The following is a 24,004-nucleotide window of genomic DNA, read 5'->3' as shown; positions in this document are numbered from 1 at the left end:
GCTTCGAGGAGCCGGTCCGTCTGGAGCCGGTCCAGCCAGGCCCGCAGCCGCGGCCGGCCCTCGGACTCGATCGTGTCGTGGTCCTTCAGGCCCCACTGGCCCTTGAACAGCGCCGCCTCGTCCAGCCAGCTCGCGTACTCGGCGAGCTGGATGCCCTTGACGACCCGCGTGCCGAGGAAGGGGGGCTCGGGCACGGGGTTGTCGGCGGCGACGTCCGAGCGGCCGGCCGGCTCCGGTTCCCGCACGTCGAGAACGGGGGCCTCCCGCTTCGGGACCCGGCGCTGCTTCAGCTCCGGCAGGCTCGCGCCGGGCACGCCCCGCTTCACGCCCATCAGCGCGTCCATCAGGCGCAGGCCCTCGAACGCGTCGCGGGCGTAGCGGACCTCGCCCTCGTAGATCTCGTGCAGGTCCTGCTCGACATACGCCCTGGTCAGAGCAGCGCCGCCGAGGATCACCGGATACCGCTCGGCCAGCCCCCGGCCGTTCAGCTCCTCCAGGTTCTCCTTCATGATCACGGTCGACTTCACCAGGAGGCCCGACATCCCGATCACGTCGGCGGAATGCTGCTCCGCCGCTTCCAGGATCGCGGAGACGGGCTGCTTGATGCCCAGGTTGACCACGTTGTAGCCGTTGTTGGAGAGGATGATGTCGACGAGGTTCTTGCCGATGTCGTGGACGTCGCCCCGGACGGTCGCCAGCACGATCGTGCCCTTGCCCTCGGCGTCGGACTTCTCCATGTGGGGTTCGAGATATGCCACCGCCGTCTTCATGACCTCTGCCGACTGGAGGACGAACGGCAGCTGCATGCGGCCGGAGCCGAACAGTTCGCCGACCGTCTTCATCCCGTCGAGCAGGATCTCGTTGACAATGTCCAGCGCCGATGTCGTGGTCAGCGCCGCTTCCAGATCGGCCTCCAGGCCGTTCTTCTCGCCGTCGACGATCCGCCGCTTCAGACGCTCCTCCAGCGGCAGCGCGAGCAGCTCCTCGGCCTTGCCGGCCTTCAGGGACTTCGCCGTCGCGCCCTCGAAGAGTTCGAGCAGGCGCTGCAGCGGGTCGTAGCCCTCCCGTCGCCGGTCGTGGATCAGGTCCCGTGCGACCTCGACCTGCTCCGGCTCCAGACGGGCGATCGGCAGGATCTTCGAGGCGTGCACGATCGCCGAGTCCAGACCCGCCTTCACGCACTCGTCCAGGAACACCGAGTTCAGGACGATCCGCGCGGCCGGGTTGAGACCGAAGGAGATGTTCGACAGGCCCAGCGTCGTCTGCACGTCCGGGTGGCGGCGCTTCAGCTCGCGGATCGCCTCGATCGTCGCGATGCCGTCCTTGCGCGACTCCTCCTGACCCGTGCAGATCGTGAACGTGAGGGTGTCGATCAGGATGTCGGACTCCCTGATCCCCCAGTTCCCGGTCAGGTCGGCGATCAGACGCTCCGCGATCTCGACCTTCTTCGCCGCCGTCCTGGCCTGCCCCTCCTCGTCGATCGTCAGGGCCATCAGCGCCGCGCCGTGCTCCCGGGCCAGCCCCGTGACCTGCGCGAAGCGGGACTCCGGGCCGTCGCCGTCCTCGTAGTTGACCGAGTTGATCACCGCCCGGCCGCCCAGCTTCTCCAGGCCCGCCCGCAGCACCCCGACCTCGGTCGAGTCGAGCACGATCGGCAGCGTGGAGGCCGTCGCGAAACGCCCGGCCAGCTCCTCCATGTCCGCGACACCGTCACGGCCCACGTAGTCCACGCACAGGTCGAGCATGTGCGCGCCCTCGCGGATCTGGTCGCGCGCCATCTCCACGCAGTCGTCCCACCGGCCCTCCAGCATGGCCTCACGGAACTTCTTCGACCCGTTCGCGTTCGTCCGCTCACCGATGGCCAGGTACGACGTGTCCTGACGGAACGGCACGTGGCTGTAGAGCGAGGACGCGCCCGGCTCCACGGCCGGGCTCCGGAGCGGGACGGCCGCGCCGCGCACCCGCTCGACGATCTCCCGCAGGTGCTCGGGCGTCGTGCCGCAGCAGCCTCCCACCAGGGCCGGCCCGTAGTCCCGTACGAACGCCTCCTGTGCGTCGGCGAGTTCGGCCGGGGTGAGCGGGTAGTGGGCGCCGTCCGAGGTGAGCACCGGCAGACCCGCGTTCGGCATGACCGAGACGGGGACGCGGGCGTGCCGGGACAGGTGGCGCAAGTGCTCGGCCATCTCGGCGGGGCCGGTGGCGCAGTTGAGGCCGATCATGTCGATGCCCAGCGGCTCCAGCGCGGTGAGGGCCGCCCCGATCTCGGAGCCGAGCAGCATGGTGCCCGTCGTCTCGACGGTCACCTGCACGATCAGCGGCAGGTCGAGTCCGCACCAGTCCAGGGCGCGGCGGGCGCCGATGACGGCCGCCTTCGTCTGCAGCAGGTCCTGGGTGGTCTCGACGAGCAGGGCGTCGGCGCCGCCGCGGATCAGGCCTTCGGCGTTCTGCTGGTAGGCGTCACGCAGCGGCTCGTACGTGATGTGGCCCAGTGTGGGGAGCTTGGTGCCGGGGCCCATGGAGCCGAGGACCCAGCGGGGGCGGCCGTCCCTGGTCGTGTGCGCGTCGGCGACGCCCCGGGCGATCTTCGCGCCCGCCTCGGACAGCTCGTACACGCGGTCCTCGATGCCGTACTCGGCGAGCGCGGCGAGGTTGGCGCCGAAGGTGTTGGTCTCCACGCAGTCCACACCGACCGAGAAGTAGGCGTCGTGGACGGAGGCGACGATGTCGGGCCGGGTGAGGTTGAGGATCTCGTTGCAGCCCTCCAGCTGCCGGAAGTCGTCCAGCGACGGGTCGGCGGCCTGGAGCATGGTGCCCATCGCCCCGTCGGCGACGACGACCCGGGTGGCGAACTCCTCCCGGAGCGAGCGTCCGCTCCGACTCACGGCAGCGCTCATGACAGCCCCCTCAGGTGGGTCAGCAGTTCGGCGGTGCAGCCGACGCCGTACGTGGTCCTGATGCGGTCGAGCAGCGGCTCGCGGTGCAGCCGGTACTCCTGCGTCCCCACGTAGTCGAGGACGGTCGCGGCGACCGCGCAGCCCAGCTGGGCCGCGCACCGCTCGGGCACGCCCCACAGGGTCGCGGCGAGGAATCCGGCCCGGAAGGCGTCGCCGACGCCGGTGGGGTCGACCACGCCCGCGACCGGCACCGCCGGCACGGCGAGCGGCGCCCGGCCCTCACCCCTGATGCGGACGCCGGCCCCGCCGTGGGTGGTGACCCAGGTGCCGACGCGGCGCAGGACGTCCGGCTCGGTCCAGCCCGTCTTCTCCAGGAGCAGGGCCGTCTCGTACTCGTTGGTGAACAGGAAACGCGCCCCGTCCACCAGTTCCCGCACCTGCCCGCCGTCGAGCCGCGCCAGCTGCTGCGACGGGTCGGCGGCGAAGGGGACCCCGAGCTCGCGGCAGGTGCGGGAGTGCCGCAGCATGGCCTCGGGGTCGTCCGGGGAGACCAGGACCAGCTCCAGACGCCCGGTCCGGGCGAGGACCTCCCGCAGGTCGATCTCGCGGGCCTCGGTCATCGCTCCGGCGTAGAAGGTGGCGATCTGGTTCTGCGCCCGGTCGGTGGTACAGACGAACCGGGCGGTGTGGAGCGACTCGCTGACGCGCACCGAGTCGGTGTCCACACCGTGGTCCTTCAGCCAGATCCGGTACGGCTCGAAGTCGGCGCCGACCGCGCCCACCAGCACGGGGCGCAGTCCGAGCACACCGAGCCCGAAGGCGATGTTCGCTGCCACTCCGCCGCGCCTGACCTCCAGGTTGTCGGCGAGGAACGACAGGGAGACCCGGTCGAGCCGGTCGGCGAGCAGCTGCTCGCTGAACCAGCCGGGGAAGGTCATCAGATGGTCGGTCGCGATGGATCCGGTGACAGCGATGCGCATGTGTCCGCAGCTCCCCTCAGAACCTCTTGGCCTTTTGCGCCTCCGGAGCGCTTGAGCCGGCGTGGGCGGCCTGCTTCAGGGCCTCGACTCGGTCGGTGCGCTCCCAGGTGAAGTCGGGGAGCTCGCGGCCGAAGTGCCCGTACGCCGCCGTCGCCGCGTAGACCGGGCGCTTCAGGTCCAGGTCGCGGATGATCGCGGCCGGGCGCAGGTCGAAGACCTGGCCGACGGCCTCCTGGATGCGCTCGTCGGGCAGGGTGCCCGTGCCGAAGGTCTCGACGAAGAGGCCGACGGGCTCGGCCTTGCCGATCGCGTACGCGACCTGGACCTCGCAGCGGCGGGCGAGGCCGGCGGCCACGACGTTCTTGGCGACCCAGCGCATCGCGTAGGCGGCGGAGCGGTCGACCTTGGACGGGTCCTTGCCGGAGAAGGCGCCGCCGCCGTGCCGGGCCATGCCGCCGTACGTGTCGATGATGATCTTGCGGCCGGTGAGGCCGGCGTCGCCCATGGGGCCGCCGATCTCGAAGCGCCCGGTCGGGTTGACCAGGAGCCGGTAGCCGTCGGACTCCAGGGAGACGCCCTCCTCGACGAGCTCCTTGAGGACGTGCTCGACGACGAACTCGCGGACGTCGGGGGCGAGCAGGCCCTCGACGGAGATGTCCGCGGCGTGCTGCGAGGACACCACGACCGTGTCGAGGCGGACCGGCCGGTCGCCGTCGTACTCGATGGTGACCTGGGTCTTGCCGTCGGGCCGCAGGTAGGACATGGTCCCGTTCTTGCGGACCTCCGTCAGCCGGCGCGACAGGCGGTGGGCCAGCGCGATCGGCAGGGGCATCAGCTCGGCGGTGTCGTCGCAGGCGTAGCCGAACATGAGGCCCTGGTCGCCGGCGCCCTGGGCGGCCAGGGCGTCGGCCTCTCCCTCGACGCGCGACTCGTAGGCCGTGTCGACGCCCTGCGCGATGTCCGGCGACTGGGCGCCGATGGACACCGACACTCCGCAGGAGGCGCCGTCGAAGCCCTTCGCGGAGGAGTCGTAGCCGATGTCGAGGACGGCGTCGCGCACCAGCTGGGCCACCGGCGCGTACGCGCTGGTGGTGACCTCGCCGGCGATGTGCACCTGGCCGGTGGTGATCAGGGTCTCCACGGCGACCCGGGCGTGGGGGTCCTGGGCCAGGAGCGCGTCCAGGATCGTGTCGCTGATCCGGTCGGCGATCTTGTCGGGGTGACCCTCGGTGACGGATTCCGAGGTGAAGAGGCGGCGGCTCATGCCTGGCCCACCTCCACCTCGGCCTTGAAGAAGTGCTGCTCGATGGCGCCGAGGGTCCGGATGGAGTCGACCTCCAGGGTCTCCATCTGGATCGCGGTGCCGGACTCCTGCTCCAGGAGGAAGACGAACTCGACGAAGGACAGCGAGTCGATGAGCCGGTTCTCGATCAGGTCGAGGTCGGCCGCGATGTCGTCGCGCTCCGGGTGACGCTCGAGGATCCAGTTCTTCACCGTCTGCAGGCCGTCGGCCATGATTGCTCTCTCCTTTGGCTCGCTAGCCACTGCTAGCTACTGCTGGATACGTAGGGGGTGGGGGCGATGATCGGCGCGGCGACCGCGACGGCGTAGTCCACGTCGTGGCTGATGGACACCGTGATCTCGGTGATGCCGGACTCGGAGGCCATCTCGGCCGCCGAACCGTGCAGTTCCACCAGCGGCCAGCCGCCCTCGGAGCGCCGTACGACGATGTCGGGCCAGGGCAGGAACCTGCCGCGGACGCGCAGCGTCTTGAAGGCCGCCTCCTTCGCCGCGATCCGTCCGCACAGGCTCAGCACGTCGAGCCCGGACGAGGTGCGGCAGTCGGCGAGTTCGCCGGGGGTGAGCATCCGCTCGAAGAACTTCTCCCCGTACTGCGAGAGAAGCCGGCGGACACGGTTGACGGACACGATGTCCATGCCGAGGTTCGCCCACCCCAGGCCACCCGCCGGCGGGGCGGCGGGACGGGCCGGCACGTCAGATCACCGGCCCGGCCGCGCGACTCGCCTCGGCCCGCACGCGGACGTTCGCGTCGAGGACCGCCTGGGTGGCGGCGTCCCAGCTCCCGTGCCGGCGGGTGAGGGCGGACAGCCAGCGCTCCAGGCCGAAGGCGACGCAGCTGGTGAAGGCGGGGCCGCCGGTGGACTCCAGGGTGATGTCGCAGCGCTCGCCGAAGAAGTTCCGGTGCGTGTTGACCGAGGCGATGGCCAGGTCCTCGTACAGGAACTCGTGCTTCACCGGCGTGAGCCGTTGGAGCAGGGCCTTGGAGCCGCCCTTGTCGAAGAACGGGTCGCAGGCGGCCTCCTTGCGCAGCGGCAGGTCGAGTGCCGCGGCGAAGGCGTGGATGCGGGCGGTGAAGTCGGTGAGATGGCCTTCGGCGTGCTCGCGGCCTCCGAGGGCCACGATCTCCCGCATGCGGAAGCCGAGCTGGCGTCGCATGCCCTCGTAGTGCGTCTCCTTGCGGAAGCACCAGGAGCAGACGGTGATCAGGGTGTCGTCGGCGATCCGGGTGCCCTGATGGGTGAGGTAGACGGCGTAGCAGGTCGCCGAGGGCAGTCCGAGCGCGGCGGGTTCGAGCGCGGCGGTCGGAAAGCGGCCGGTGTCGGTGTCGAAGGGCGTGGTCGCGCGGCGCTCCAGGTCGAGCGGGGCGGCGACGACGGCCTGGTGGGGGAAGTTGTCGTAGTAGTCGAGTCGGGCCAGGTCGGCGGCCGGGAGCAAGGGGGGCATGGTCATCGGGCGGGCGCCCGCGGCCACTCCCCAGCCCTCGAAGGTCTCGTCGAGGAGCCGCAGCAGGCGGGTCCCCTCCGGCCCCAGGGTGGGCAGGCCCCTGGTCGCCCCGACGTTCTGCTCGGGGGTGGTCATGGTCATGGTCGGTGCACCTCTCGGCTGGGAGGTCCCTCGGGGGAGCTCAGACGACGGGCAGGGTGTCGTCGGAGAAGATCCCGGTCTTCAGGAAGAAGGACAGCGGCTTGCGGATCGCCTTGCGCTCGTGCGGGCGGCGGCGCTCGTCGGCGACGAGGGCGTTGCGCAGCGCGAGCGGGTCGGCGATGCCGGCGTCGCGGTACACGTGCGGGTTGTAGAGGGAGTTGACGCTGTAGACGACGTACCGCTTGAGGTAGGCCTCGACCTCACGGACCCGGTCGGCACCGACCGCCTGGCACATGCGCTGGTACAGCAGCGAGACGAGCTCGCGGCCGAAGGCGATGTGGCGGGACTCGTCCTGGTGGTGGATGCGGTTGACCTCGCGGATGGTGTGGCACAAGGTGTCGTCCTTGGCCATCCGGGAGTTGTAGTGGTCGACCAGCTCCTCGAAGAAGAGGATGCGGGTGAAGACCAGGAAGTTCTCGACCTCGGGCTCCCAGGCGGCGTCGGCCCGCATCGCGGTGCTGCCGTAGATCTTGTTGCCGTAGCGGCGGCAGAACTCGGAGAAGAACCACATGTGTTCGTTCTCCTCGCCGATGAAGTGGTGGAAGAAGTCCGAGGGGACCTCGAAGCCGGGCATGTGGATGCGGCCGACGACCTCGATGAGCAGCTCGCGGATGCCGTGCACGTTGAGGCTGTAGAAGTTGACGGACTCCCACTTCGACAGGCGCTGAAGCGTTTCCTCGCCGAGGGTGTCGAAGTGCTCGGTGCCGTAGACGGTGAGCAGCTCGGGAGTCATCCAGTAGCGGTCCTCCTCCAGCGTCTCGGGCCACTGGAAGGTCTGGTACGGGTTGTAGTAGTCCTCGACCGAACGCTCGCTGAGGCGCTCCAGGACCTCCATGAACCGGTCGGTGACGGGCAGCGGGGCGGTGACGCCCATGATCTCGCTCCTCTTTTTTCAAGGCTCGGTTCGCCTCCGGGGCGCTGGAGCCGAGCTCACAGCGCCGACCGTGCTCGACCCCTCGTTCCTCGGGGCCTGCGCGCGCTCGGCACTGTTCCCTCGGCGCGCCCCTTCGGCTCACCCGCTTTCGGGCTGGACGGAGGCTCAGGGGCGGACTTCGTAGACCGCGTTGACCGGGGTCTCGGTGGCGCGCCGCCAGCGGGTGAAGCCGGCCTCCTCGGCGATGGCGCGGAAGGCCTTCTCGCCGGAGTGGTTGCCGAGGGCGTGCGGGCCGCGCTGGGCGACCGCGACGGGCAGGCACATCACGGCGGACAGGGCCATGAACATGCGGGCGGCGGGGGTCTGGGTGTCGATGTCGGCGGGCGAGACGTTCGACTCGACGAGCATCCAGGTGCCGTCCGCGTCGAGCGACTTGTGGACGTGCTGGGCCGCGGCGACCGGGTCGCCCATGTCGTGCAGGGCGTTGAAGAAGCACACCAGGTCGTAGCCGGTGCCCGGGTAGTCGTCGGCGGAGGCGACCTCGAAGACGACGCGGTCGGACAGGCCGGCCTCCTCGGCGAGCTGCCGGGCGAGGGAGACGGCCTCCTCGGAGTAGTCGAAGCCGTGGACCGTGGCGTTCGGGAAGGCCTTGGCGATGAGCAGCGTGGTGTGGCCGACGCCGCAGCCGACGTCGGCGACGGTGCCGCCGCCGTTCAGCTTGTCGGTGACCTGGTGCAGGGCCGGCAGCCAGTCGGGGACGAGCTTGTGCTCGTACGTGGGCTGGAAGAAGGAGCCCATGCCGGTGTCGAGGGCCGCGTCGTGCTCGGCCCAGCCGACCCCGTCGCCGGACCGGTACGCCTCGACGAGCAGGTCCTCGGTGGCGTAGAGCGCCTTCAGGGCGGTGAAGAAGCCGGCGGCGAACGTGACGGCGGACGGGTCGGCGAGCACCTCGACGTGGTCGGCGGGCAGCGTGTACGTGAGGGAGCTGGGGTGCCGCTCGACGTACCCGGCCGACAGCTGGGCGTGCAGCCACTCCTCGATGTACCGCTCGTTCGTGCCGGTCCGCTCGGCGAGGGCGCCGGCGGTCAGCGGGCCGTGCGCGGCGAGGGCCTTGTAGAGGCCGAGGCGCTCGCCGAGGGCGACGGTCAGACCGCGCACGGCCGCGCCGGCGTCGGTGATGACCTGCTGGTGGAAGTCGTGGGCGCTCATGCGGCCTTGCCCTCCTGGTACGCGGGGAGATCACAGGTGAACAGGAAGGAGCGGGGCACGCGGGGGACGGAGCGCGCCGGGACCGGGTAGGGCCAGCGGTCGAAGTCGGCGCCGGGCTCACCCGGCTGCTTGACCTCGCGCACGGCCCAGCCGCAGGCGTCCAGCAGTGCCTCGGGCTCCTCGGTGCCGAAGAGCCACGGGTTGCCGTCCTCCTTCAGCGCGCTCATGAAGGTGCGGGCGAGCGGGTTCTCCAGGGCGGCCCTGGAGATGACGTCGCCGAGCAGCACGGAGCCGGGCGCGGAGTGCGCGGAGAGCGTCGAGATCAGGGTGCGTACGGCGTCCTCCGGCAGGAAGAACAGCAGGCCCTCGACCACCCACAGGACGGGCTCGTCGCCCTTCCATCCGGCCTCCTTCAGAGGGCCGGTCCAGTCCTGCGTGAGGTCGACCGGGACGGCGACGCGGGTCCGGCCCGCGGGCAGCGGTTCGTCCCGCAGCATCTCGGCCTTGGCCTCCAGGAGGGCCGGGCGGTCGAGCTCGTAGACGGTGACGCCGTCGGGCCAGGGCAGCCGGAAGAAGCGGGTGTCCATGCCGGCGGCGAGGAAGACCACCTGGCGGATCCCGCGCTCCTCCACCGCCTTGACGATCGCGCGGTCCAGGTAGGTGGTGCGGATGGCGAGGAACGGCACGATGCCGCCCCCGTCGTAGCGCTCGAGCAGTTCGAAGCCGATCCGGTCGGCGACGGTGCGCGCGTAGGGATCGGCGAACAGCCGGTCCTCGCGCTCGGTCTCCAGGGCGCGCGCGGCGGCGGTCCACTGGGCGGTGCGGGATACGGCCTCCACAGGAGGTCCCCCTTCACTGGTGGTTGAGAGTGTTCGGACGGCCGTGCTCAGGGGCTCGGACGACGGGCGGTCGTCAGGCGCTCATGGCCGGTGCGACAGTGCTCTCCGCCGCGCGGGTGCAGCACCCGGCGGGGTCCTCGGCCGCGGACATCGACGACGGACGGCCGGCCTCGGCTCCGGCGGGACGGCGCCGGAAGATGCTGTGCAGGATCATGCTGAACACGGCCGTCCCGTCGGCGGCCACCAGCGTGCACCGCGGCTTGACGGTGCCGGTGGTGGGGTTGAACGGCGACGGAGTGGCGCCGAGGATCTCGACGCGCGCCGTGAGGACGTCGCCGGGGCGTACGGGACGCAGATAGCGGACCTCGTCGATGCCGGGCGAGCCCATGCAGGCGCTGTAGGCGAGCAGCCCGTCGACGTAGCGGCGCATGAACATCGCCTGGGTGTGGAAGCCGCTGGCGATCAGCCCGCCGAACGGCGAGTCCTCGGCGAGTCCGGGGTCCGTGTGGAAGGGCTGCGGGTCGAAGCGCTTTCCGAACTCCAGCACCTCCTCCGCCATGACGGTGACGGTGCCCAGCTCGTGGACGTCACCGGGCCGGAAGTCCTCGAAGTAGCGCATCTCGCGCCCCCCTTGACCTAGGAGTGGTCGTTCCCTGGCATCACCCAATCTACGAATCAGTCATTTATTTTGTCAACCCAAAAGAAGCTTCAGGAGAGTGCCCGTTCCACGTCCTCCCACAGGTCCTCGACCCCCTCGATCCCCACCGACATCCGCACCAGGCCGGGGGCTATCCCGGCCTGCGCGAGCGCGGCGGCGTCGAGCTCGCGGTGGGAGGTGGAGGCCGGATGGGTCACGAGCGTCTCCACCCCGCCGAGCGAGAGCGCGATCCGGGCCACCCGCACGCGCTCGATGAAGGCCCGGCCGGCCTCCCTGCCGCCCGCCAGCTCGAAGGAGAGCAGCCCGCCGCCGCCGGACAGCACCTTGCGCGCCACGGCGTACGAGGGGTGGCCGGCGAGCCACGGGTAATGGACGGCCCTCACCCGCCCGTCCCCGGCGAGGCGCTCGGCGAGGACGGTGGCGTTGGCGCAGTGCTCGCGCATCCGCAGCGGGAGCGTCGGGACGCCGCGCAGCGTCAGCCAGGCGGCGAACGGGTCGGCACAGGCGCCGAGTTCGACCGTCCGGGGCCAGACGCGGCGGCGCAGCCCGTCGTCCGCGAACACGGCGGCCCCGCCGAGCACGTCCGAATGCCCGGCCAGGTACTTGGTGGTGGAGTGCACGACGACGTCCGCGCCCAGCTCGATCGGGCGGCACAGGACCGGCGAGGCGAGCGAGTTGTCGACCAGGCTGGTCACGCCGAGCACGCGGGCGGCGGCGAGCAGGCCCGGCAGGTCCGGCACCTGCCCGGTGGGGTTGGCCACCGTCTCCAGGACCAGCAGGCGGGTGGCGGGGTGCTGGGCGGCCCGCTCGAACTCGCCCACGTCGTCGCCGGAGACGTAGGTGACGTGGATGCCGTGGCGGGCGGCCAGGTCCGACAGGACGGCGTAGGTCCCGCCGTACAGGCAGCGCTGGGCCACCACCCGGTCGCCGGGCCTCAGCAGGGCGAGCAGCACCCCGCTGATCGCCCCCATGCCGGAGGCGAAGGCGATCGCCCCGGCGCCTCCCTCGAGCCCGGCGAGGGTCTGTTCCAGGGCCCGTACGGTCGGATTGCCGCGGCGGCTGTAGACGTACTGCCCGTCGGGCCCGGCCATCGCCGCGGCGAGCGCGTCGGCGGAGGAGAAGGCGAAGGCGGAGGACTGCACGAGGGGCACGGAGAGCGGCCAACTCCCCTCAGGAAAACGCTGGTTGACCACGTGCACGGCCCGGGTGCGCTGATCCACGGGTGTTCCCTCCACGGGTGTTCCCTCCATGGGATTCCTTTCCGGGTACGGATGATCCGCATACGACGAAGGGGCCGCCCGACGGCCGGTGAACGGACATCGGGCGGCCCCTGTTCGGGACGGGGCGTCAGGCGGAGACCTTGTCGCCCTGCTGCTGGGCGGCGGGGGCGGGCGCCTCGGCGGTGAGCGCCTTGTCGCTCTTCATCACCAGGAGGGTGACGACACCGCCGACGGCGGCGACGATCGCCGCGCCGATGAAGGCCGAGGAGAAGCCGTCGGTCAGCTTCGGCAGGTTGCCGAGCTGGTCGGCGCCCTGCGACATGGCGACCGCGGTGAGGGCGGCGAGGCCGAGCGCGGAGCCGACGTTGTAGGTGGTGTTGACGATGCCGGAGGCGAGACCGGCCTGCTCCTGCGGGGCACCGGACATCGCGGCGATCATCGCCGGGATGTAGGCGAGGGACATGCCGAGCGCGGCGACCAGCGAGGCCGGCAGGACGTCGACCAGGAAGGTGCCGGTGGGCTCGACGGCGGCCAGCCAGACCAGACCGGCGGCGAGGACCAGCAGGCCCACGCCGATGAGCGGCTTGGCGCCGAACCTGCCCATGAGCCGGGCGGTGATGGCCGTCATGAAGATCATCAGGAGCACGGTCATCGGGAGCAGCGCGGCGCCGGAGGCGAAGGCGCCGTAGCCGAGGACCTGCTGGAGGTAGAGGTTGAGGAAGTACCACATCGGGATCCAGGCGGCGCCGAGCAGCGTCATCGCCAGGTTGGCCGAGCCGAGCCGCGGCACCCGCCACACGCTGAGCGGCATGAGCGGCTCGCGGACGGCCTTCTGGATCACGAAGAAGAGGAGGATGAGGGCGACGGCCCCGGCCAGCTCCAGGACGGTGGCGGTGGCGCCCCAGCCGACCTCGGGGGCGCGGACGACGGCGAAGACGCCGAGCGCGAGACCGGCGGTGACGGCGACGGCGCCGAGGACGTCGACGGAGCCGCGGCGGGACTCGACGTTCGGGAGCAGCCTCGTGGCGGCGAGGGTCGCGAGGCCGATCGGGATGTAGATGATGAACACCCACTGCCAGGCGGCCCACTCGGTGAAGACGCCGCCGAGGAACACACCCGCGGTGCCGCCGGCCGGGGCGGCCGCGCCGTAGAGCGCCATCGCCTTCCCGAGCTCGCGCGGGTCGTGCATGAACAGCATCATCAGCAGGGTCATGGCGGAGGGCGCGATGAGCGCACCGCCGACGCCCTGGACGGCGCGGCCGGCGATCTCGACCCAGGCGGCCTGCGCGGCCGCCGCGAGGATCGAGCCGGCGATCATGATCGCCCAGCCGGAGACGAAGATCTTGCGGGCTCCCACGAGGTCGGAGAGGCGACCGCCGAGGAGCAGCAGCCCGCCGAAGACGATGACGTAGGCGTTGAACACCCACTGGAGCTCGCCCTGCGAGAAGCCGAGGTCCTTCTGCATCTCGGGGAGCGCGACGCCGATGATCGAGGTGTCCATGATGACCATGAACTGCGCGGCGGCGAGCACGACAAGTGCCCACCAGCGCCGGGGGTTGACGGTTGACATATGCCCTGCACCCTTCGCTCGCGATGACGGTTATATACCCCTGGGGGGTACCTGCGGGAGCACCGTAGCATACCCATGGGGGGTATGTAAGAGTGAGATGAAGAGGTGGAGCGGGGCAGAATCGGGCCCACCGGAAGGCGCGCCTCCGTAGGCCGGACGTGCCCGCCGGGCGGCAGAATGCGCCCATGACCGCCGAGCTGACCGCATCCCAGGAACAGGACCTACTGGCACGCTGGACCTCGACCCTGCGCGCCGCACGGGCGGGCCGCGAGGGCCCGGACCCGCTCCCGTACGGCCGGAACCTGCTGGAGCGCTGGACCGAGCCGCAGCGCAGGTACCACACCGCCTCACACCTGCGGGCGGTCCTCGACCGCATCGACGAGCTCGCCGAAAAGGGCGGCGAGGGCGGGGAGTTGGAGCTCGTCCGGCTCGCCGCGTGGTTCCACGACGCGGTCTACCGCCCGGACCGCTCGGAGAACGAGGAACGCTCTGCGACCCTGGCCGAAAGGGCGCTGACCGAGGCGGGGCTGACCGAGCGTGAGATCGCCGAGGTCGCCCGCCTGGTCCGCCTCACCGTCACCCACGACCCGCCCCCCGGCGACCTCAACGGCGAAACCCTGTGCGACGCGGACCTGGCCATCCTGGCGAGCGACCCCGATACCTATATGGGGTATACGGCCGCGGTCCGCGAGGAGTACGCCTTCGTCCCGGACGCCGCCTTCCGCGAAGGCCGCGCGACGGTCCTGCGCCACCTCCTGGCCCTGCCCCAGCTGTTCCGCACCCCGTACGGCGCGGCGGCCTGGGAGGAGAAGGCCCGGGCGAACCTGGAACGCGAACTGGAGGAACTGGCGGCACCGGACACGACACCGGGCGCCGAGCCGACACCGGGCGGGTAGCACCGGTCACCGCCGGCGGGCAGCCCGCGCCCGTCCCGGATCACGAGACGGCGTGGATCAAGGGAATGTCAGGCACAAAGGGCAGGTTGCCCATGTCATGCCCTCTTCCTCCGCCGAGCCCGCCTCCCCCGCCGCCGACCCCTCGCCCACCCCCGCCGCCACCCGGATGCCCCTGGCCGTCTACATCCTCGGGCTGTCGGTCTTCGCGCTCGGCACGAGCGAGTTCATGCTCTCCGGGCTGCTGCCGCCCATCGCGGAGGACATGCACGTCTCCATCCCCCGTGCAGGACTGCTCATCTCGGCCTTCGCCATCGGCATGGTCGTCGGCGCCCCGCTGCTCGCCGTCGCCACCCAGCGGCTGCCCCGCAAGACCACCCTGGTCGCCCTGATCAGCGTCTTCGGACTCGGCCAGGTCGCCGGCGCGCTCGCCCCGAACTACGCGGTGCTCTTCGCGTCCCGGGTGGTGAGCGCGCTCGCCTGCGCCGGGTTCTGGGCGGTCGGAGCGGCCGTCGCCATCGCGATGGTGCCGGTCGGGGCGCGGGCCCGGGCCATGGCCGTGATGATCGGCGGACTGTCGATAGCCAACGTCCTGGGCGTCCCGGCCGGCGCGTTCCTCGGCGAGCACCTCGGCTGGCGCTCCGCCTTCTGGGCCGTCGGCGTGGCCTCCGCGATCGCGCTCGTCGGCGTGATCACCCGCATCCCGCACATCCCGCTGCCCGAGACCCGGCCCCGTCTCAAGGGCGAGCTGGTCATCTACCGCGACCGGCAGGTGCTGCTGTCCGTCCTGATCACCGCGCTCGCCGCGGGCGGCGTCTTCTGCGCCTTCTCGTACCTCGCCCCGCTGCTCACCGACGTCGCCGGCCTCGACGAGGGCTGGGTCTCCGCCGTCCTGGCGCTCTTCGGCATCGGCGCCCTGATCGGCACGTACATCGGCGGCCGGGTCGCCGACGCCCACCTCTTCGGCGTCCTGCTCAGCGGCATCACCGCCTCGACGATCTTCCTGGTCGCCCTCGCCCTGTTCGCGTCGAGCCCGGGCGTCACGATCGCGCTGACCTTCCTGCTCGGCGTCTCCGCCTTCTACACCGCGCCCGCGCTCAACGCCCGGATGTTCAACGTGGCCGGCGCCGCCCCCACCCTCGCGGGCGCCACCACCACCGCGGCCTTCAACCTCGGCAACACCGGCGGCCCCTGGCTCGGCGGCACGGTCATCGACGCGGGCCTCGGCTTCGCCTCCCCGGCCTGGGCGGGCGCCGCGATGACCCTCCTGGGCCTCGGCGCGGTCGCGGTGTCGCTGCGGCTCGCCACGTCCCCGTCCCGCATCGTGACCAGGTCCTCGGCGCCGGACGCGGAGCCGTCCCGCGTACCGTCCCGCTGATCCTCCGTCCGGAGGCGTACACCACCACGACAGCAGGATCCTCCGTGCGGCCCGGCACCGTCCGCGCCACCCTCGCGGCGGCCGGGGCGTCGCTCCTCACGGGCGCGGGCGTCGGCTACGCGTCCGGACGCGCCGACGCCTCCCTCCGCGGCGGCCGTCCCTTCGGCCGCCGCAGGCCCGCCGCCGTGAGGCGCCGCAGCAGCTCCTTCGAGCCGACCTCCACCGCGCCGGCGGCCACGGCCGAGGCGTAGCGGTCGGACGGTATGTCGTAGTGGTCGCGCTCGAAGGCGCGGGGCGGGCAGCCGATGCCGGTGGCGAACTCGTGCAGCTCCTCGAAGGAGACATCGCTGACCAGGTGCGACCACATGCGGCCGTGCCCCGGCCAGGTGGGCGGGTCGATGTAGAGGGTCATGTGAGGCCGCCCACGGGGGCGACCACCACACCCTGCTTGCCGCAGACCCAGTGCGGGTCGGGCCCCAGCTCGGGTTCGACGTCGAGGGCGTGCGGGTCACCGGAGGAGCAGACCGGACAGAGCGGCCAGCGGCCGTACCGTTCGAGCAGGGCGTCCTGGACGTCCTGCGCGATCAGGCCGGCCACGAAGGCCCTCCCCTCGGGCCACTGCTCGACCCACCAGCGGCGGTGGGCGACGGCGTCCTCCACCATCGAGACGACCTCGGCCATGGCGACCTCGCGGGCCACCAGGTCGGCGAGAACCAGGGAGCGGGCGGCATGGAGAGCCTGTTCCACGGGGTCGATGTCGTCCATGTTCACATTCTGCGCCCCGGGGCTCGCGCAGACCAAGGTCCTGCGGTGATCCGGGACCTCCACGGGACCTACGGGGTCTTGACGCCCCCCGCACCCGAAAATATCTTTCACATGTGACCAATGAAGTGAAGGAAAGTTTCACCGGTGCGCCGGGGGCCCCGGCCGCCCCGCCCGCGCCCGCCGCCCTCGCGGCCAAGGTGCGCACCCTCGCCCCCTCCATGACCCGCTCCATGCAGCGGGTCGCCGAGGCCGTCGCGGGGGACCCGGCCGGCTGCGCCGCCCTCACGGTCACCGGTCTCGCCGAGCTCACCGGCACCAGCGAGGCGACCGTCGTGCGCACCGCACGCCTCCTCGGCTACCCCGGTTACCGCGACCTGCGGCTCGCCCTCGCCGGCCTCGCCGCCCAGCAGCAGTCGGGCCGCGCCCCCTCCGTCACCGCCGACATCGCCGTCGACGACCCCGTCGCCGACGTCGTCGCCAAGCTCGCCTACGACGAGCAGCAGACGCTCGCCGACACCGCGGCCGGACTCGACACCGTCCAGCTCGGCGCCGCCGTCGCCGCCCTCGCCGCCGCCCGCCGCATCGACATCTACGGCGTCGGCGCCTCCGGCCTGGTCGCCCAGGACCTCGGCCAGAAGCTGCTCCGCATCGGGCTCGTCGCGCACGCCCACAGCGACCCGCACCTGGCCGTCACCAACGCCGTGCAGCTCCGCTCCGGCGACGTCGCCATCGCCATCACCCACTCCGGCTCCACCGGCGACGTCATAGAACCGCTGCGGGTCGCCTTCGACCACGGCGCCACCACCGTGGCCATCACCGGCCGCCCGGACGGGCCGGTGACCCAGTACGCCGACCACGTGCTGACCACCTCCACCGCCCGCGAGAGCGAGCTGCGCCCCGCGGCGATGTCGTCCCGCACCAGTCAACTCCTGGTCGTGGACTGCCTGTTCACGTGTGTCACGCAGCGTACGTACGAGACGGCGGCCCCTGCCCTCGCGGCCTCGTACGAAGCCCTCGCGCACCGCCACGCCCCCCGCACCCGCTGAACCACGAAAGAGCCGCCCCGTGTCCACCACGTACTCCGAACTGCGCGCCCAGCTCGCCACGCTCACCACCGAGGCCTTCCGCCCCGAGCTCGCCGACATCGACACCCTGCCCACCGCCGAGATCGCCGCGCTCATGAACCAGGAGGACCAGACCGTTCCCGCCGCCGTGGCCAAGCAGCTCCCGGCCATCGCCGCCGCGATCGACGCCACGGCCGAGCGGATGGCCCGCGGCGGGCGCCTCATCTACCTGGGCGCCGGCACCGCCGGACGGCTCGGTGTCCTCGACGCCAGCGAGTGCCCGCCCACCTTCAACACCGACCCCGCCGAGGTCGTCGGGCTCATCGCGGGCGGCCCCACCGCCATGGTCCGGGCCGTCGAGGGCGCGGAGGACTCCAAGGAGCTCGCCGTCGCGGACCTGACCGGGCTCGGGCTGACGGCCGACGACACCGTGGTCGGCGTCTCCGCCTCCGGCCGCACCCCGTACGCCGTCGGCGCCGTCGAGCACGCCCGCGCGCACGGGGCGCTGACCATCGGCCTGTCCTGCAACGCGGACAGCGCGCTCGCCGCCGCCGCCGAGCACGGCATCGAGGTCGTCCCCGGCCCCGAACTCCTCACCGGATCCACCCGGCTGAAGGCCGGCACCGCGCAGAAGCTCGTCCTCAACATGATCTCGACGATCACCATGATCCGGCTCGGCAAGACCTACGGAAACCTCATGGTCGACGTCCGCGCCTCCAACGAGAAGCTCCAGGCCCGCTCCCGCCGCATCGTGGCCCTCGCCACCGGCGCTCCGGACGAGCAGATCGAGACCGCCCTCGCCGCCGCCGACGGTGAGGTGAAGACCGCGATCCTGATGATCCTCGCCGACATCGATGCCAAGGCCGCCGAACAGCGCCTGAGCGACTCCCGCGGCCACCTGCGCGCCGCGCTGCACGCGACCGGGCCCACCCCGTAGGGCCTCCCCGAGGCCCCCCTCACAGCAAGGCACCACCGCCCCATGAGCACAGACGACAAGAACCGCGCCATCGCCGCCGCGATCCTCCCCCTCGTCGGCGGCGCCCGGAACATCAGCTCCGTGGCCCACTGCATGACCCGGCTCCGGCTGGGCCTGCGGGACCGCTCGCTCGTCCAGGACGAGGCCCTGAAGGCCCTGCCGTCCGTGATGGGCGTGGTGGAGGACGACACCTACCAGGTCGTCCTCGGACCGGGCACGGTCGCCCGCGTGACCCCCGAGTTCGAGGCCCTGCTGGCCGCCGCGGCGCCCGCGCCGGCCCCCGCCCCGGGCACTTCCCCGGACGCCCCCACCGCCCCCTCCTCCAGCCGCACGGCGGAGGAGCTCGCCGACCGGGGCGCCGCTCTCAGGGCCGCCCGCAAGGCCAGGAACGCGACCCCGTTCAAGCTCCTCCTGCGGAAGATCGCGAACATCTTCGTCCCGCTGATCCCCGCCCTCATCGGCTGCGGCATCATCGCCGGGTTCAACGGCCTGCTCGTCAACCTCGGCCTGCTGCCCGGCATCACCCCGGCGCTCGCCGCCGTCGCGAGCGGCTTCATGGCGCTCATCGCGGTCTTCGTCGGCCACAACACCGCCAAGGAGTTCGGTGGTACGCCCATCCTGGGCGGCGCGGTCGCGTCGGTCATCGTCTTCGCGGGCGTCGCCAAGATCGAGGTCTTCGGCCGGTCGCTCTCCCCCGGCCAGGGCGGCGTCCTCGGCGCTCTCGGCGCGGCGGTCCTCGCGGTGTACGTGGAGAAGTGGTGCCGCAGGCGGGTGCCGGAGTCCCTCGACGTCCTGGTCACCCCCACGCTCACCGTGCTGGTCTCCGGCCTGGTCACCGTCTTCGGCCTGATGTACGTGGCCGGCGAGGTGTCCCGGGCCATCGGCGACTTCGCGAACTGGCTCCTCGCCCACGCGGGCGCCGGCGCCGGCTTCGTCCTCGGCGGCCTGTTCCTGCCGCTCGTGATGCTCGGCCTCCACCAGGCCCTCATCCCCATCCACACCACCCTCATCGAGCAGCAGGGCCACACGGTCCTGCTCCCGATCCTCGCGATGGCGGGCGCGGGCCAGGTCGGCGCGGCCATGGCCGTCTACCTGAAGCTGCCCCGCAACGGCTCCATCCGGCGCACGATCAAGTCCGCCCTCCCGGCCGGCCTCCTCGGCGTCGGCGAGCCCCTCATCTACGGCGTCTCGCTCCCGCTGGGCCGCCCCTTCGTCACCGCCTGCATCGGCGGCGCCTTCGGCGGCGGCTTCGTCGGCCTCTTCAACATGCTGGGCGACAAGGTCGGCTCCACCGCCATCGGCCCCTCGGGCTGGGCCCTCTTCCCGCTCCTCGACGGCGACAAGGGCCTGGGCACGACGATCGCGATCTACGCGGGCGGGCTGCTCGTCGGCTACGTCGTGGGCTTCGCGGCCACGTACTTCTTCGGCCTCAGCAAGGAGCTGATCGAGGAGTTCGACGTGGACACGGAGACCGCCGCGGCGCCGGTGGCCGCCGGCGCACCGGCCGCCCCGGCCGCCCAGGAGCCGGAGCCGGCACCGGCGAAGGCCTGAGGCCCGTCCGGCGGATCAGGGCCGGACAGAACCCGGCCGCCCGGCCCGGACCCGGCCGCACGGGCCCCGCACCTCAGCAGGTCACGTCGGTGGCCGGACGCTCACCCGTCAGCAGGAAGCGGGTGACCGTCCGGTCGCCGCACACGTTGCCGTTGCCCAGGTACATGCCGTGGCCGCCGTGGTCGACCGAGACGAGACGGGCCTTCGCGCCGAGGGCCGCACGCATCTTCAGGCCCGCGGAGTGCGGGGTGGACGGGTCGCGCAGGCTCTGGATCATGAGGATGTTGGAGGGGCCGTCGGCGGTGAGCCGGGTGGGCCGCTCGACGGGGCCGCCCTTCCAGAACGAGCAGGGCGTGATGTTGAACGGCATTCCGGCGGTCAGCGGGTGCGCGGCCCGGTCGGCGGCGACGGCCCGCTCGTAGGACCGGACCGAGCCGCGCCACTTCACGTCGTTGCAGATCACGCCGACGGTGACGGCCGCGTCGGAGCCGGGCATCGGGCCGGCCAGCATCGGCGGGAGCACGGGGGTCCCACCGGGCGTGGAGGCCTGCCGGACCAGCTGGGCGAAGCCCTCGAAGGCGGAGTCGGAGTACAGGGCGCTCTGCAGGGCCTGCCGCAGCAGGGTGCCGGTCAGCGGTACGCCCGGCGTGGTCGTCGCCTTCGGTTCCCGGTCGAGGCGGGCGGCCAGGTCCACGACCAGCGGGCGGACCTCCTCGGGCGTCCCGGCGAGCCGGAGTCCCGCCGCGGCCCGGTCGGGGTGCGCCGCCCAGGCCGCGAAGTCGGGGAAGCGGTCCTCGGCACCCCGCGCCATGCCGCGCAGCCAGCCCTGGGCGACCGTCCTCGGGTTCGGGTCGGCGCTGCTGTCGAGGACGATCCGGTCGGTGCGCCGGGGGAACTTCTGCGCGTACTGGGCGGTGACGTACGTGCCGTACGAGACGCCCCACGCCGACAGCTTCTCCTCGCCGAGCGCCGCGCGCAGCCGGTCCATGTCCCGGACCTGGTTCGCGGTGGTCAGGCTGCGCAGCTCCGCACCGCCGTTGCGGGCGCAGGCCTCGGCGACGCGGCGCGAGCGGGTGACGTTCTCGCCGATCGAGCCGTCGGCGGCCGGCCAGCTCCGCAGGGTCACCAGGTGCCGGTCCTCGGGTGCGAGCCCGCAGTCGGCCTTCATGCTGCCGCCGACGCCGCGCGGGTCGAGGGCCACCAGGTCGTAGGTCCCGCCCAGCTCCTTCACGAGCGCCGGCCCCTTCGAGGTCAGCCGCTGCACACCGGACCCGCCGGGCCCGCCGGGCACCACGAACAGCACGCCGCGCCGGGCCGCCGGGTCGGCGCTGCGGATCCGTGACACGGCCAGCCCGACCTGACGCCCGCCGGGGTCGGCGTGGTCGAGCGGCACGGTGAGCGTGGCGCACTCCTGCCCGAGGGCCTTGTCGCCGCACGCGGCCCAGCTCAGAGCGGGGGCGGCGGGAGTCTCCGGCGCGGTCCGGGCGGCGGTCGCCGTGGGGGCGAGGGCGGCGGAGGCGAGGGCGAGGGTGAGCGCGATACCAGCGGAAGTCGTCATGCGAGAAGGATGGTTGATCATGCGTCAGCTCCCCATCCGGCAGGCACGCGCGTGCGGGGTGGGGCCAGCCCCCGGCGTTCCGCACCGGTCTGCCGCGCTTCGGTCTCCCCCGGCCTCCCCGCCCCGCCTGGCCGGTGTCGCCCCACGGCGGCGCGCGACCGGAGAAAGCGGGTGGCACGGGCGCGCCCGGCGGGAGATCATCCCCGCCATGACCGTTGATCCGATCACCCCCGCCGCCTCCGCCCCCTCCGCGTCGCCCGCCGCCTCCGCCGCCGGCACCTGGATGCTCGGCGACCTTCCCGTCCACCGCATCGGCTTCGGCGCCATGCGGCTGCCGCAGACCGGCGCGGCCCTCGTCGAGGACGCCGTGCCGAGGGACCGCGACCAGGCGATCGCCGTCCTGCGCAAGGCGGTCGACCTCGGCGTGAACCACATCGACACGGCCGCCTTCTACTTCTCGCGCCTGCGCTCCGCCAACGAGCTCATCAACAGCGCCCTCGCGCCGTCCGGCCGCTACCCCGACGACCTCGTCGTCGCCACCAAGGTCGGTCCCGTCCGGGACGCCTCCGGTGCCTGGGCCGCCCACGCCCGCACCCCGCACGAGCTGCGCGCCCAGGTCGAGGAGAACCTCCGCCAGCTCGGCCGCGACCACCTCGACCTCGTCAACCTGCGCGTCCTCGGCACCGACTCGGTCGCCGAACGCTTCGGCGCGCTCGCCGAGCTGCGCGAGGCCGGCCTCATCCGCCACCTGGGCGTCTCCAACGTCACGCCCGAACAGCTCGACGAGGCCCGGGAGATCGCGCCCGTGGTGTGCGTGCAGAACATGTACGGGATCGGGGTGCGCCCCGAGTACGAGGCCTTCGTGCGCCGCTGCGGCGACCTGGGCATAGCGTTCGTCCCGTTCTACGCGATCGCCGCGGCCGGCCGCGAGACCGGCGCGAAGGCGGGAGCCGAGCCCGACGAGCTGCTGGCCGTGGCCCGCGCGCACGGCGCCTCCCCCGCGCAGATCCGGCTCGCCTGGACCCTCCACCAGGGACCCCACCTGCTCGCCATCCCCGGCACCGGCGACCTCGGCCACCTCGCGGACAACGTCGCCGCGGGCGCGCTGAAGCTGAGCGAGGAGGAGCTGGCGCTCCTGGACGGAGTGCACCGGGCGGCGGCTGTCTAGACTCCGGCGCATGACCGACGCCCCCGCCGCCCACGCAGCCGCCCACGCCGCTCTCGTCGCGGACCTGGCCCCGACCGGGACCCTGCGCGCCTCCGTCAACCTCGGCAACCCGGTCCTCGCCCAGGGCACCCCGGACGCCCCCGCCGGCATCACCGTCGACCTCGCCCGCGAGATCGGCGCCCGGCTCGGCGTCCCCGTGGAGCTGCTGTGCTTCGACGCGGCCCGCAAGTCGTACGAGGCGATGGCGACCGGCCGGGCCGACCTCTGCTTCCTCGCCGTCGACCCGGCGCGGGAGGCGGAGGTCGCGTTCACGGCCCCCTACGTCGTCATCGAGGGCGTGTACGCGGTGCCGCGCGACTCGGCGCTGCGCACGCCCGAGGACGTGGACGCCCCGGGCGTCCGCATCGGCGTGAAGGCGGGCTCCGCGTACGACCTGTACCTCACCCGCGCCCTGCGGCACGCCACACCGGTCCGCGGCGACGAGGGCGTCGACACCTTCGCCGAGCAGGAGCTGGAGGCCGGAGCCGGCATCCGCCAGCCGATGACGGCCTACGCGGCGGCCCATCCGGAGGTACGGCTCATCGACGAGCGCTTCATGGAGATCCGCCAGGCCGTCGGCACGACGGTCGCGCGCGCCCCGGAGACGGTCGCCTTCCTGCGCGCCACGGTGGAGGAGCTGAAGGCGTCCGGCTTCGTGGCGGACGCGCTGCGCCGCTCGGGCCAGGACGAGTCCTTGGCGGCGCCGCGGGGGTAGTCCGGCGCGTCACGCCTCCTGGTCAACCCGAGCTGTTCGGCGGCGTGATGGAGAACGAGCCGTGACCGCCCCACGCACCCTCCGCCGAACCGCCGTCCCACCACTGCGACCGCACCGAACCGTCGGGCCCCACCCAGAACACGTCCAGATGCCCCGCCGTCTGCGACACGGCCGTGACGGCGGAGCCGAGGGCGGCGCTGTTGGGCGGGGTGATCGGGAACGAACCGTGACCGCCCCACGCACCCTCCGCCGAACCACCGTCCCACCAGTGCGAGCGCACCGAACCGTCAGGCCCCACCCAGAACACATCCAGATGCCCCGCCGTCTGCGACACAGCCGCGACTCCGGAACTCGCGGCCGCACTGTTCGGCGGCGTGATGGAGAACGAGCCGTGACCGCCCCACGCACCCTCCGCCGAACCGCCGTCCCACCAGTGCGACCGCACCGAACCGTCAGGCCCCACCCAGAACACATCCAGATGCCCCGCCGTCTGCGACACGGCCGCGATCGCCGACGCGGGGGCCGCGCTGTTCGGCGGCGTGATGGAGAACGAGCCGTGACCGCCCCACGCACCCTCCGCCGAACCGCCGTCCCACCACTGCGACCGCACCGAACCGTCGGGCCCCACCCAGAACACGTCCAGATGCCCGGCCGTCTGCGACACAGCCGCGACTCCGGAACGCGTCGCCGCGCTGTTCGGCGGCGTG

The 24,004-nt window shown here is 72.4% G+C and carries 22 protein-coding genes and 1 pseudogene; 7 read left to right on the top strand and 16 right to left on the bottom strand.

From position 1 onward, the window contains the following. From metH to AB0M16_RS28065, 12 genes are all read right to left on the bottom strand, one after another. Positions 1-2,894: methionine synthase (metH, locus tag AB0M16_RS28120; protein ID WP_365347704.1), on the bottom strand; the 2,894-nt coding region annotated here is incomplete at its 3' end. Continuing rightward, a complete protein-coding gene (locus AB0M16_RS28115; RefSeq protein ID WP_365347702.1) occupies positions 2,891-3,874 on the bottom strand; it encodes a carbohydrate kinase family protein in 984 nt (327 codons plus the stop codon). The genes metH and AB0M16_RS28115, both read right to left, overlap by 4 nt. A 16-nt stretch (positions 3,875-3,890) precedes the next feature. Beyond that, positions 3,891-5,138, bottom strand: coding sequence for a methionine adenosyltransferase (metK, locus tag AB0M16_RS28110; RefSeq protein WP_365347700.1), 1,248 nt, complete (start codon positions 5,136-5,138; stop codon positions 3,891-3,893). Next, positions 5,135-5,389, bottom strand: coding sequence for an acyl carrier protein (locus tag AB0M16_RS28105; protein WP_365347698.1), 255 nt, complete (start codon positions 5,387-5,389; stop codon positions 5,135-5,137). The genes metK and AB0M16_RS28105 overlap by 4 nt, the downstream gene beginning before the upstream one ends. A 32-nt stretch (positions 5,390-5,421) precedes the next feature. Beyond that, a complete protein-coding gene (gene acpS / locus AB0M16_RS28100; RefSeq protein WP_365347695.1) occupies positions 5,422-5,811 on the bottom strand; it encodes a holo-ACP synthase in 390 nt (129 codons plus the stop codon). Positions 5,812-5,869: 58 nt separating this feature from the next. After that, complete coding sequence (locus tag AB0M16_RS28095) at positions 5,870-6,760, bottom strand: hypothetical protein (protein WP_365347693.1); 891 nt, start codon at positions 6,758-6,760, stop codon at positions 5,870-5,872. Positions 6,761-6,800: 40 nt separating this feature from the next. Next, positions 6,801-7,694 carry a diiron oxygenase gene (locus AB0M16_RS28090; RefSeq protein WP_365347691.1) on the bottom strand — a complete coding sequence of 298 codons (894 nt, stop codon included), beginning with the start codon at positions 7,692-7,694 and terminating at the stop codon, positions 6,801-6,803. A 165-nt stretch (positions 7,695-7,859) separates the two neighbouring features. Further along, the gene (locus AB0M16_RS28085; RefSeq protein WP_365347689.1) at positions 7,860-8,903 is read right to left on the bottom strand and encodes a class I SAM-dependent methyltransferase; all 1,044 of its coding nucleotides are present in this window, start codon (positions 8,901-8,903) and stop codon (positions 7,860-7,862) included. After that, positions 8,900-9,742 (bottom strand): SAM-dependent methyltransferase, encoded by an 843-nt coding sequence (locus AB0M16_RS28080; protein ID WP_365347687.1) that lies wholly within the window; start codon positions 9,740-9,742, stop codon positions 8,900-8,902. The genes AB0M16_RS28085 and AB0M16_RS28080 overlap by 4 nt, the downstream gene beginning before the upstream one ends. 73 nt (positions 9,743-9,815) lie before the next feature. Further along, the gene (locus AB0M16_RS28075; RefSeq protein WP_365347685.1) at positions 9,816-10,361 is read right to left on the bottom strand and encodes a MaoC family dehydratase; all 546 of its coding nucleotides are present in this window, start codon (positions 10,359-10,361) and stop codon (positions 9,816-9,818) included. Positions 10,362-10,450: 89 nt separating this feature from the next. Next, positions 10,451-11,620: an aminotransferase class I/II-fold pyridoxal phosphate-dependent enzyme gene (locus AB0M16_RS28070; RefSeq protein WP_365347683.1), complete on the bottom strand. Its 1,170-nt coding sequence runs from the start codon at positions 11,618-11,620 to the stop codon at positions 10,451-10,453. Positions 11,621-11,747: 127 nt separating this feature from the next. After that, on the bottom strand, positions 11,748-13,190 hold the full coding sequence (locus tag AB0M16_RS28065; RefSeq protein ID WP_365347681.1) for an MFS transporter: 1,443 nt from the start codon (positions 13,188-13,190) through the stop codon (positions 11,748-11,750). 185 nt (positions 13,191-13,375) lie between these two features. On the opposite strand from AB0M16_RS28065, the gene AB0M16_RS28060 reads away from it, so the two are divergent. Together AB0M16_RS28060 and AB0M16_RS28055 are read left to right on the top strand one after the other, a co-directional pair. Beyond that, on the top strand, positions 13,376-14,086 hold the full coding sequence (locus AB0M16_RS28060; protein WP_365347679.1) for a hypothetical protein: 711 nt from the start codon (positions 13,376-13,378) through the stop codon (positions 14,084-14,086). A 166-nt stretch (positions 14,087-14,252) separates the two neighbouring features. Then, positions 14,253-15,461: a Cmx/CmrA family chloramphenicol efflux MFS transporter gene (locus AB0M16_RS28055; RefSeq protein ID WP_365347716.1), complete on the top strand. Its 1,209-nt coding sequence runs from the start codon at positions 14,253-14,255 to the stop codon at positions 15,459-15,461. Positions 15,462-15,576: 115 nt separating this feature from the next. On the opposite strand, the gene AB0M16_RS28050 is transcribed toward AB0M16_RS28055, so the two are convergent. Both AB0M16_RS28050 and AB0M16_RS28045 read right to left on the bottom strand, forming a co-directional pair. Next, on the bottom strand, positions 15,577-15,873 hold the full coding sequence (locus AB0M16_RS28050; protein WP_365347677.1) for a DUF4031 domain-containing protein: 297 nt from the start codon (positions 15,871-15,873) through the stop codon (positions 15,577-15,579). Continuing rightward, entirely contained in the window at positions 15,870-16,226 is a 357-nt protein-coding gene (locus AB0M16_RS28045; RefSeq protein WP_365347675.1) for a hypothetical protein, read from the bottom strand. Before AB0M16_RS28045 ends, AB0M16_RS28050 begins: the two co-directional genes overlap by 4 nt. A 113-nt stretch (positions 16,227-16,339) precedes the next feature. Here AB0M16_RS28045 and AB0M16_RS28040 point away from each other — a divergent pair, with 113 nt between their 5' ends. Genes AB0M16_RS28040 through AB0M16_RS28030 form a run of 3 tightly spaced genes read left to right on the top strand, consistent with a single transcriptional unit; the run spans position 16,340 to position 19,817 of the window. Continuing rightward, entirely contained in the window at positions 16,340-17,272 is a 933-nt protein-coding gene (locus AB0M16_RS28040) for a MurR/RpiR family transcriptional regulator (RefSeq protein WP_365347673.1), read from the top strand. 19 nt (positions 17,273-17,291) lie between these two features. Then, positions 17,292-18,227 (top strand): N-acetylmuramic acid 6-phosphate etherase, encoded by a 936-nt coding sequence (gene murQ / locus AB0M16_RS28035; protein ID WP_365347671.1) that lies wholly within the window; start codon positions 17,292-17,294, stop codon positions 18,225-18,227. A gap of 42 nt (positions 18,228-18,269) precedes the next feature. Then, positions 18,270-19,817 (top strand): PTS transporter subunit EIIC, encoded by a 1,548-nt coding sequence (locus AB0M16_RS28030; protein WP_365347669.1) that lies wholly within the window; start codon positions 18,270-18,272, stop codon positions 19,815-19,817. Positions 19,818-19,890: 73 nt separating this feature from the next. Here AB0M16_RS28030 and AB0M16_RS28025 read toward each other — a convergent pair whose 3' ends face one another. Then, a complete protein-coding gene (locus tag AB0M16_RS28025) occupies positions 19,891-21,375 on the bottom strand; it encodes an alpha/beta hydrolase (RefSeq protein ID WP_365347667.1) in 1,485 nt (494 codons plus the stop codon). 208 nt (positions 21,376-21,583) lie between these two features. Here AB0M16_RS28025 and AB0M16_RS28020 point away from each other — a divergent pair, with 208 nt between their 5' ends. Then, entirely contained in the window at positions 21,584-22,543 is a 960-nt protein-coding gene (locus tag AB0M16_RS28020; RefSeq protein WP_365347665.1) for an aldo/keto reductase, read from the top strand. A gap of 10 nt (positions 22,544-22,553) precedes the next feature. After that, positions 22,554-23,297 carry a transporter substrate-binding domain-containing protein gene (locus AB0M16_RS28015; protein ID WP_365347664.1) on the top strand — a complete coding sequence of 248 codons (744 nt, stop codon included), beginning with the start codon at positions 22,554-22,556 and terminating at the stop codon, positions 23,295-23,297. Between the two features lie 22 nt (positions 23,298-23,319). Here AB0M16_RS28015 and AB0M16_RS28010 read toward each other — a convergent pair. Then, positions 23,320-24,004: pseudogene (locus AB0M16_RS28010) on the bottom strand (hypothetical protein); the annotation flags it as partial.

Source organism: Streptomyces sp. NPDC051921 (genome assembly GCF_040680975.1).
Taxonomy (GTDB): Bacteria; Actinomycetota; Actinomycetes; order Streptomycetales; family Streptomycetaceae; genus Streptomyces.
Note: the sequence above shows the minus strand (reverse complement) of the source record. Positions and strands in the feature narration are given on the sequence as shown.

Coding starts and splice junctions, on each gene's coding strand:
- AB0M16_RS28115 (WP_365347702.1), bottom strand. CDS start 3,874: ATGCGCATCGCTGTCACCGGATCCATCGCGACCGACCATCTGATGACC.
- metK (WP_365347700.1), bottom strand. CDS start 5,138: ATGAGCCGCCGCCTCTTCACCTCGGAATCCGTCACCGAGGGTCACCCC.
- AB0M16_RS28105 (WP_365347698.1), bottom strand. CDS start 5,389: ATGGCCGACGGCCTGCAGACGGTGAAGAACTGGATCCTCGAGCGTCAC.
- acpS (WP_365347695.1), bottom strand. CDS start 5,811: ATGGACATCGTGTCCGTCAACCGTGTCCGCCGGCTTCTCTCGCAGTAC.
- AB0M16_RS28095 (WP_365347693.1), bottom strand. CDS start 6,760: ATGACCATGACCACCCCCGAGCAGAACGTCGGGGCGACCAGGGGCCTG.
- AB0M16_RS28090 (WP_365347691.1), bottom strand. CDS start 7,694: ATGGGCGTCACCGCCCCGCTGCCCGTCACCGACCGGTTCATGGAGGTC.
- AB0M16_RS28085 (WP_365347689.1), bottom strand. CDS start 8,903: ATGAGCGCCCACGACTTCCACCAGCAGGTCATCACCGACGCCGGCGCG.
- AB0M16_RS28075 (WP_365347685.1), bottom strand. CDS start 10,361: ATGCGCTACTTCGAGGACTTCCGGCCCGGTGACGTCCACGAGCTGGGC.
- AB0M16_RS28065 (WP_365347681.1), bottom strand. CDS start 13,190: ATGTCAACCGTCAACCCCCGGCGCTGGTGGGCACTTGTCGTGCTCGCC.
- AB0M16_RS28060 (WP_365347679.1), top strand. CDS start 13,376: ATGACCGCCGAGCTGACCGCATCCCAGGAACAGGACCTACTGGCACGC.
- AB0M16_RS28055 (WP_365347716.1), top strand. CDS start 14,253: ATGCCCCTGGCCGTCTACATCCTCGGGCTGTCGGTCTTCGCGCTCGGC.
- AB0M16_RS28050 (WP_365347677.1), bottom strand. CDS start 15,873: ATGACCCTCTACATCGACCCGCCCACCTGGCCGGGGCACGGCCGCATG.
- AB0M16_RS28045 (WP_365347675.1), bottom strand. CDS start 16,226: ATGGACGACATCGACCCCGTGGAACAGGCTCTCCATGCCGCCCGCTCC.
- AB0M16_RS28030 (WP_365347669.1), top strand. CDS start 18,270: ATGAGCACAGACGACAAGAACCGCGCCATCGCCGCCGCGATCCTCCCC.
- AB0M16_RS28025 (WP_365347667.1), bottom strand. CDS start 21,375: ATGACGACTTCCGCTGGTATCGCGCTCACCCTCGCCCTCGCCTCCGCC.
- AB0M16_RS28020 (WP_365347665.1), top strand. CDS start 21,584: ATGACCGTTGATCCGATCACCCCCGCCGCCTCCGCCCCCTCCGCGTCG.
- AB0M16_RS28015 (WP_365347664.1), top strand. CDS start 22,554: ATGACCGACGCCCCCGCCGCCCACGCAGCCGCCCACGCCGCTCTCGTC.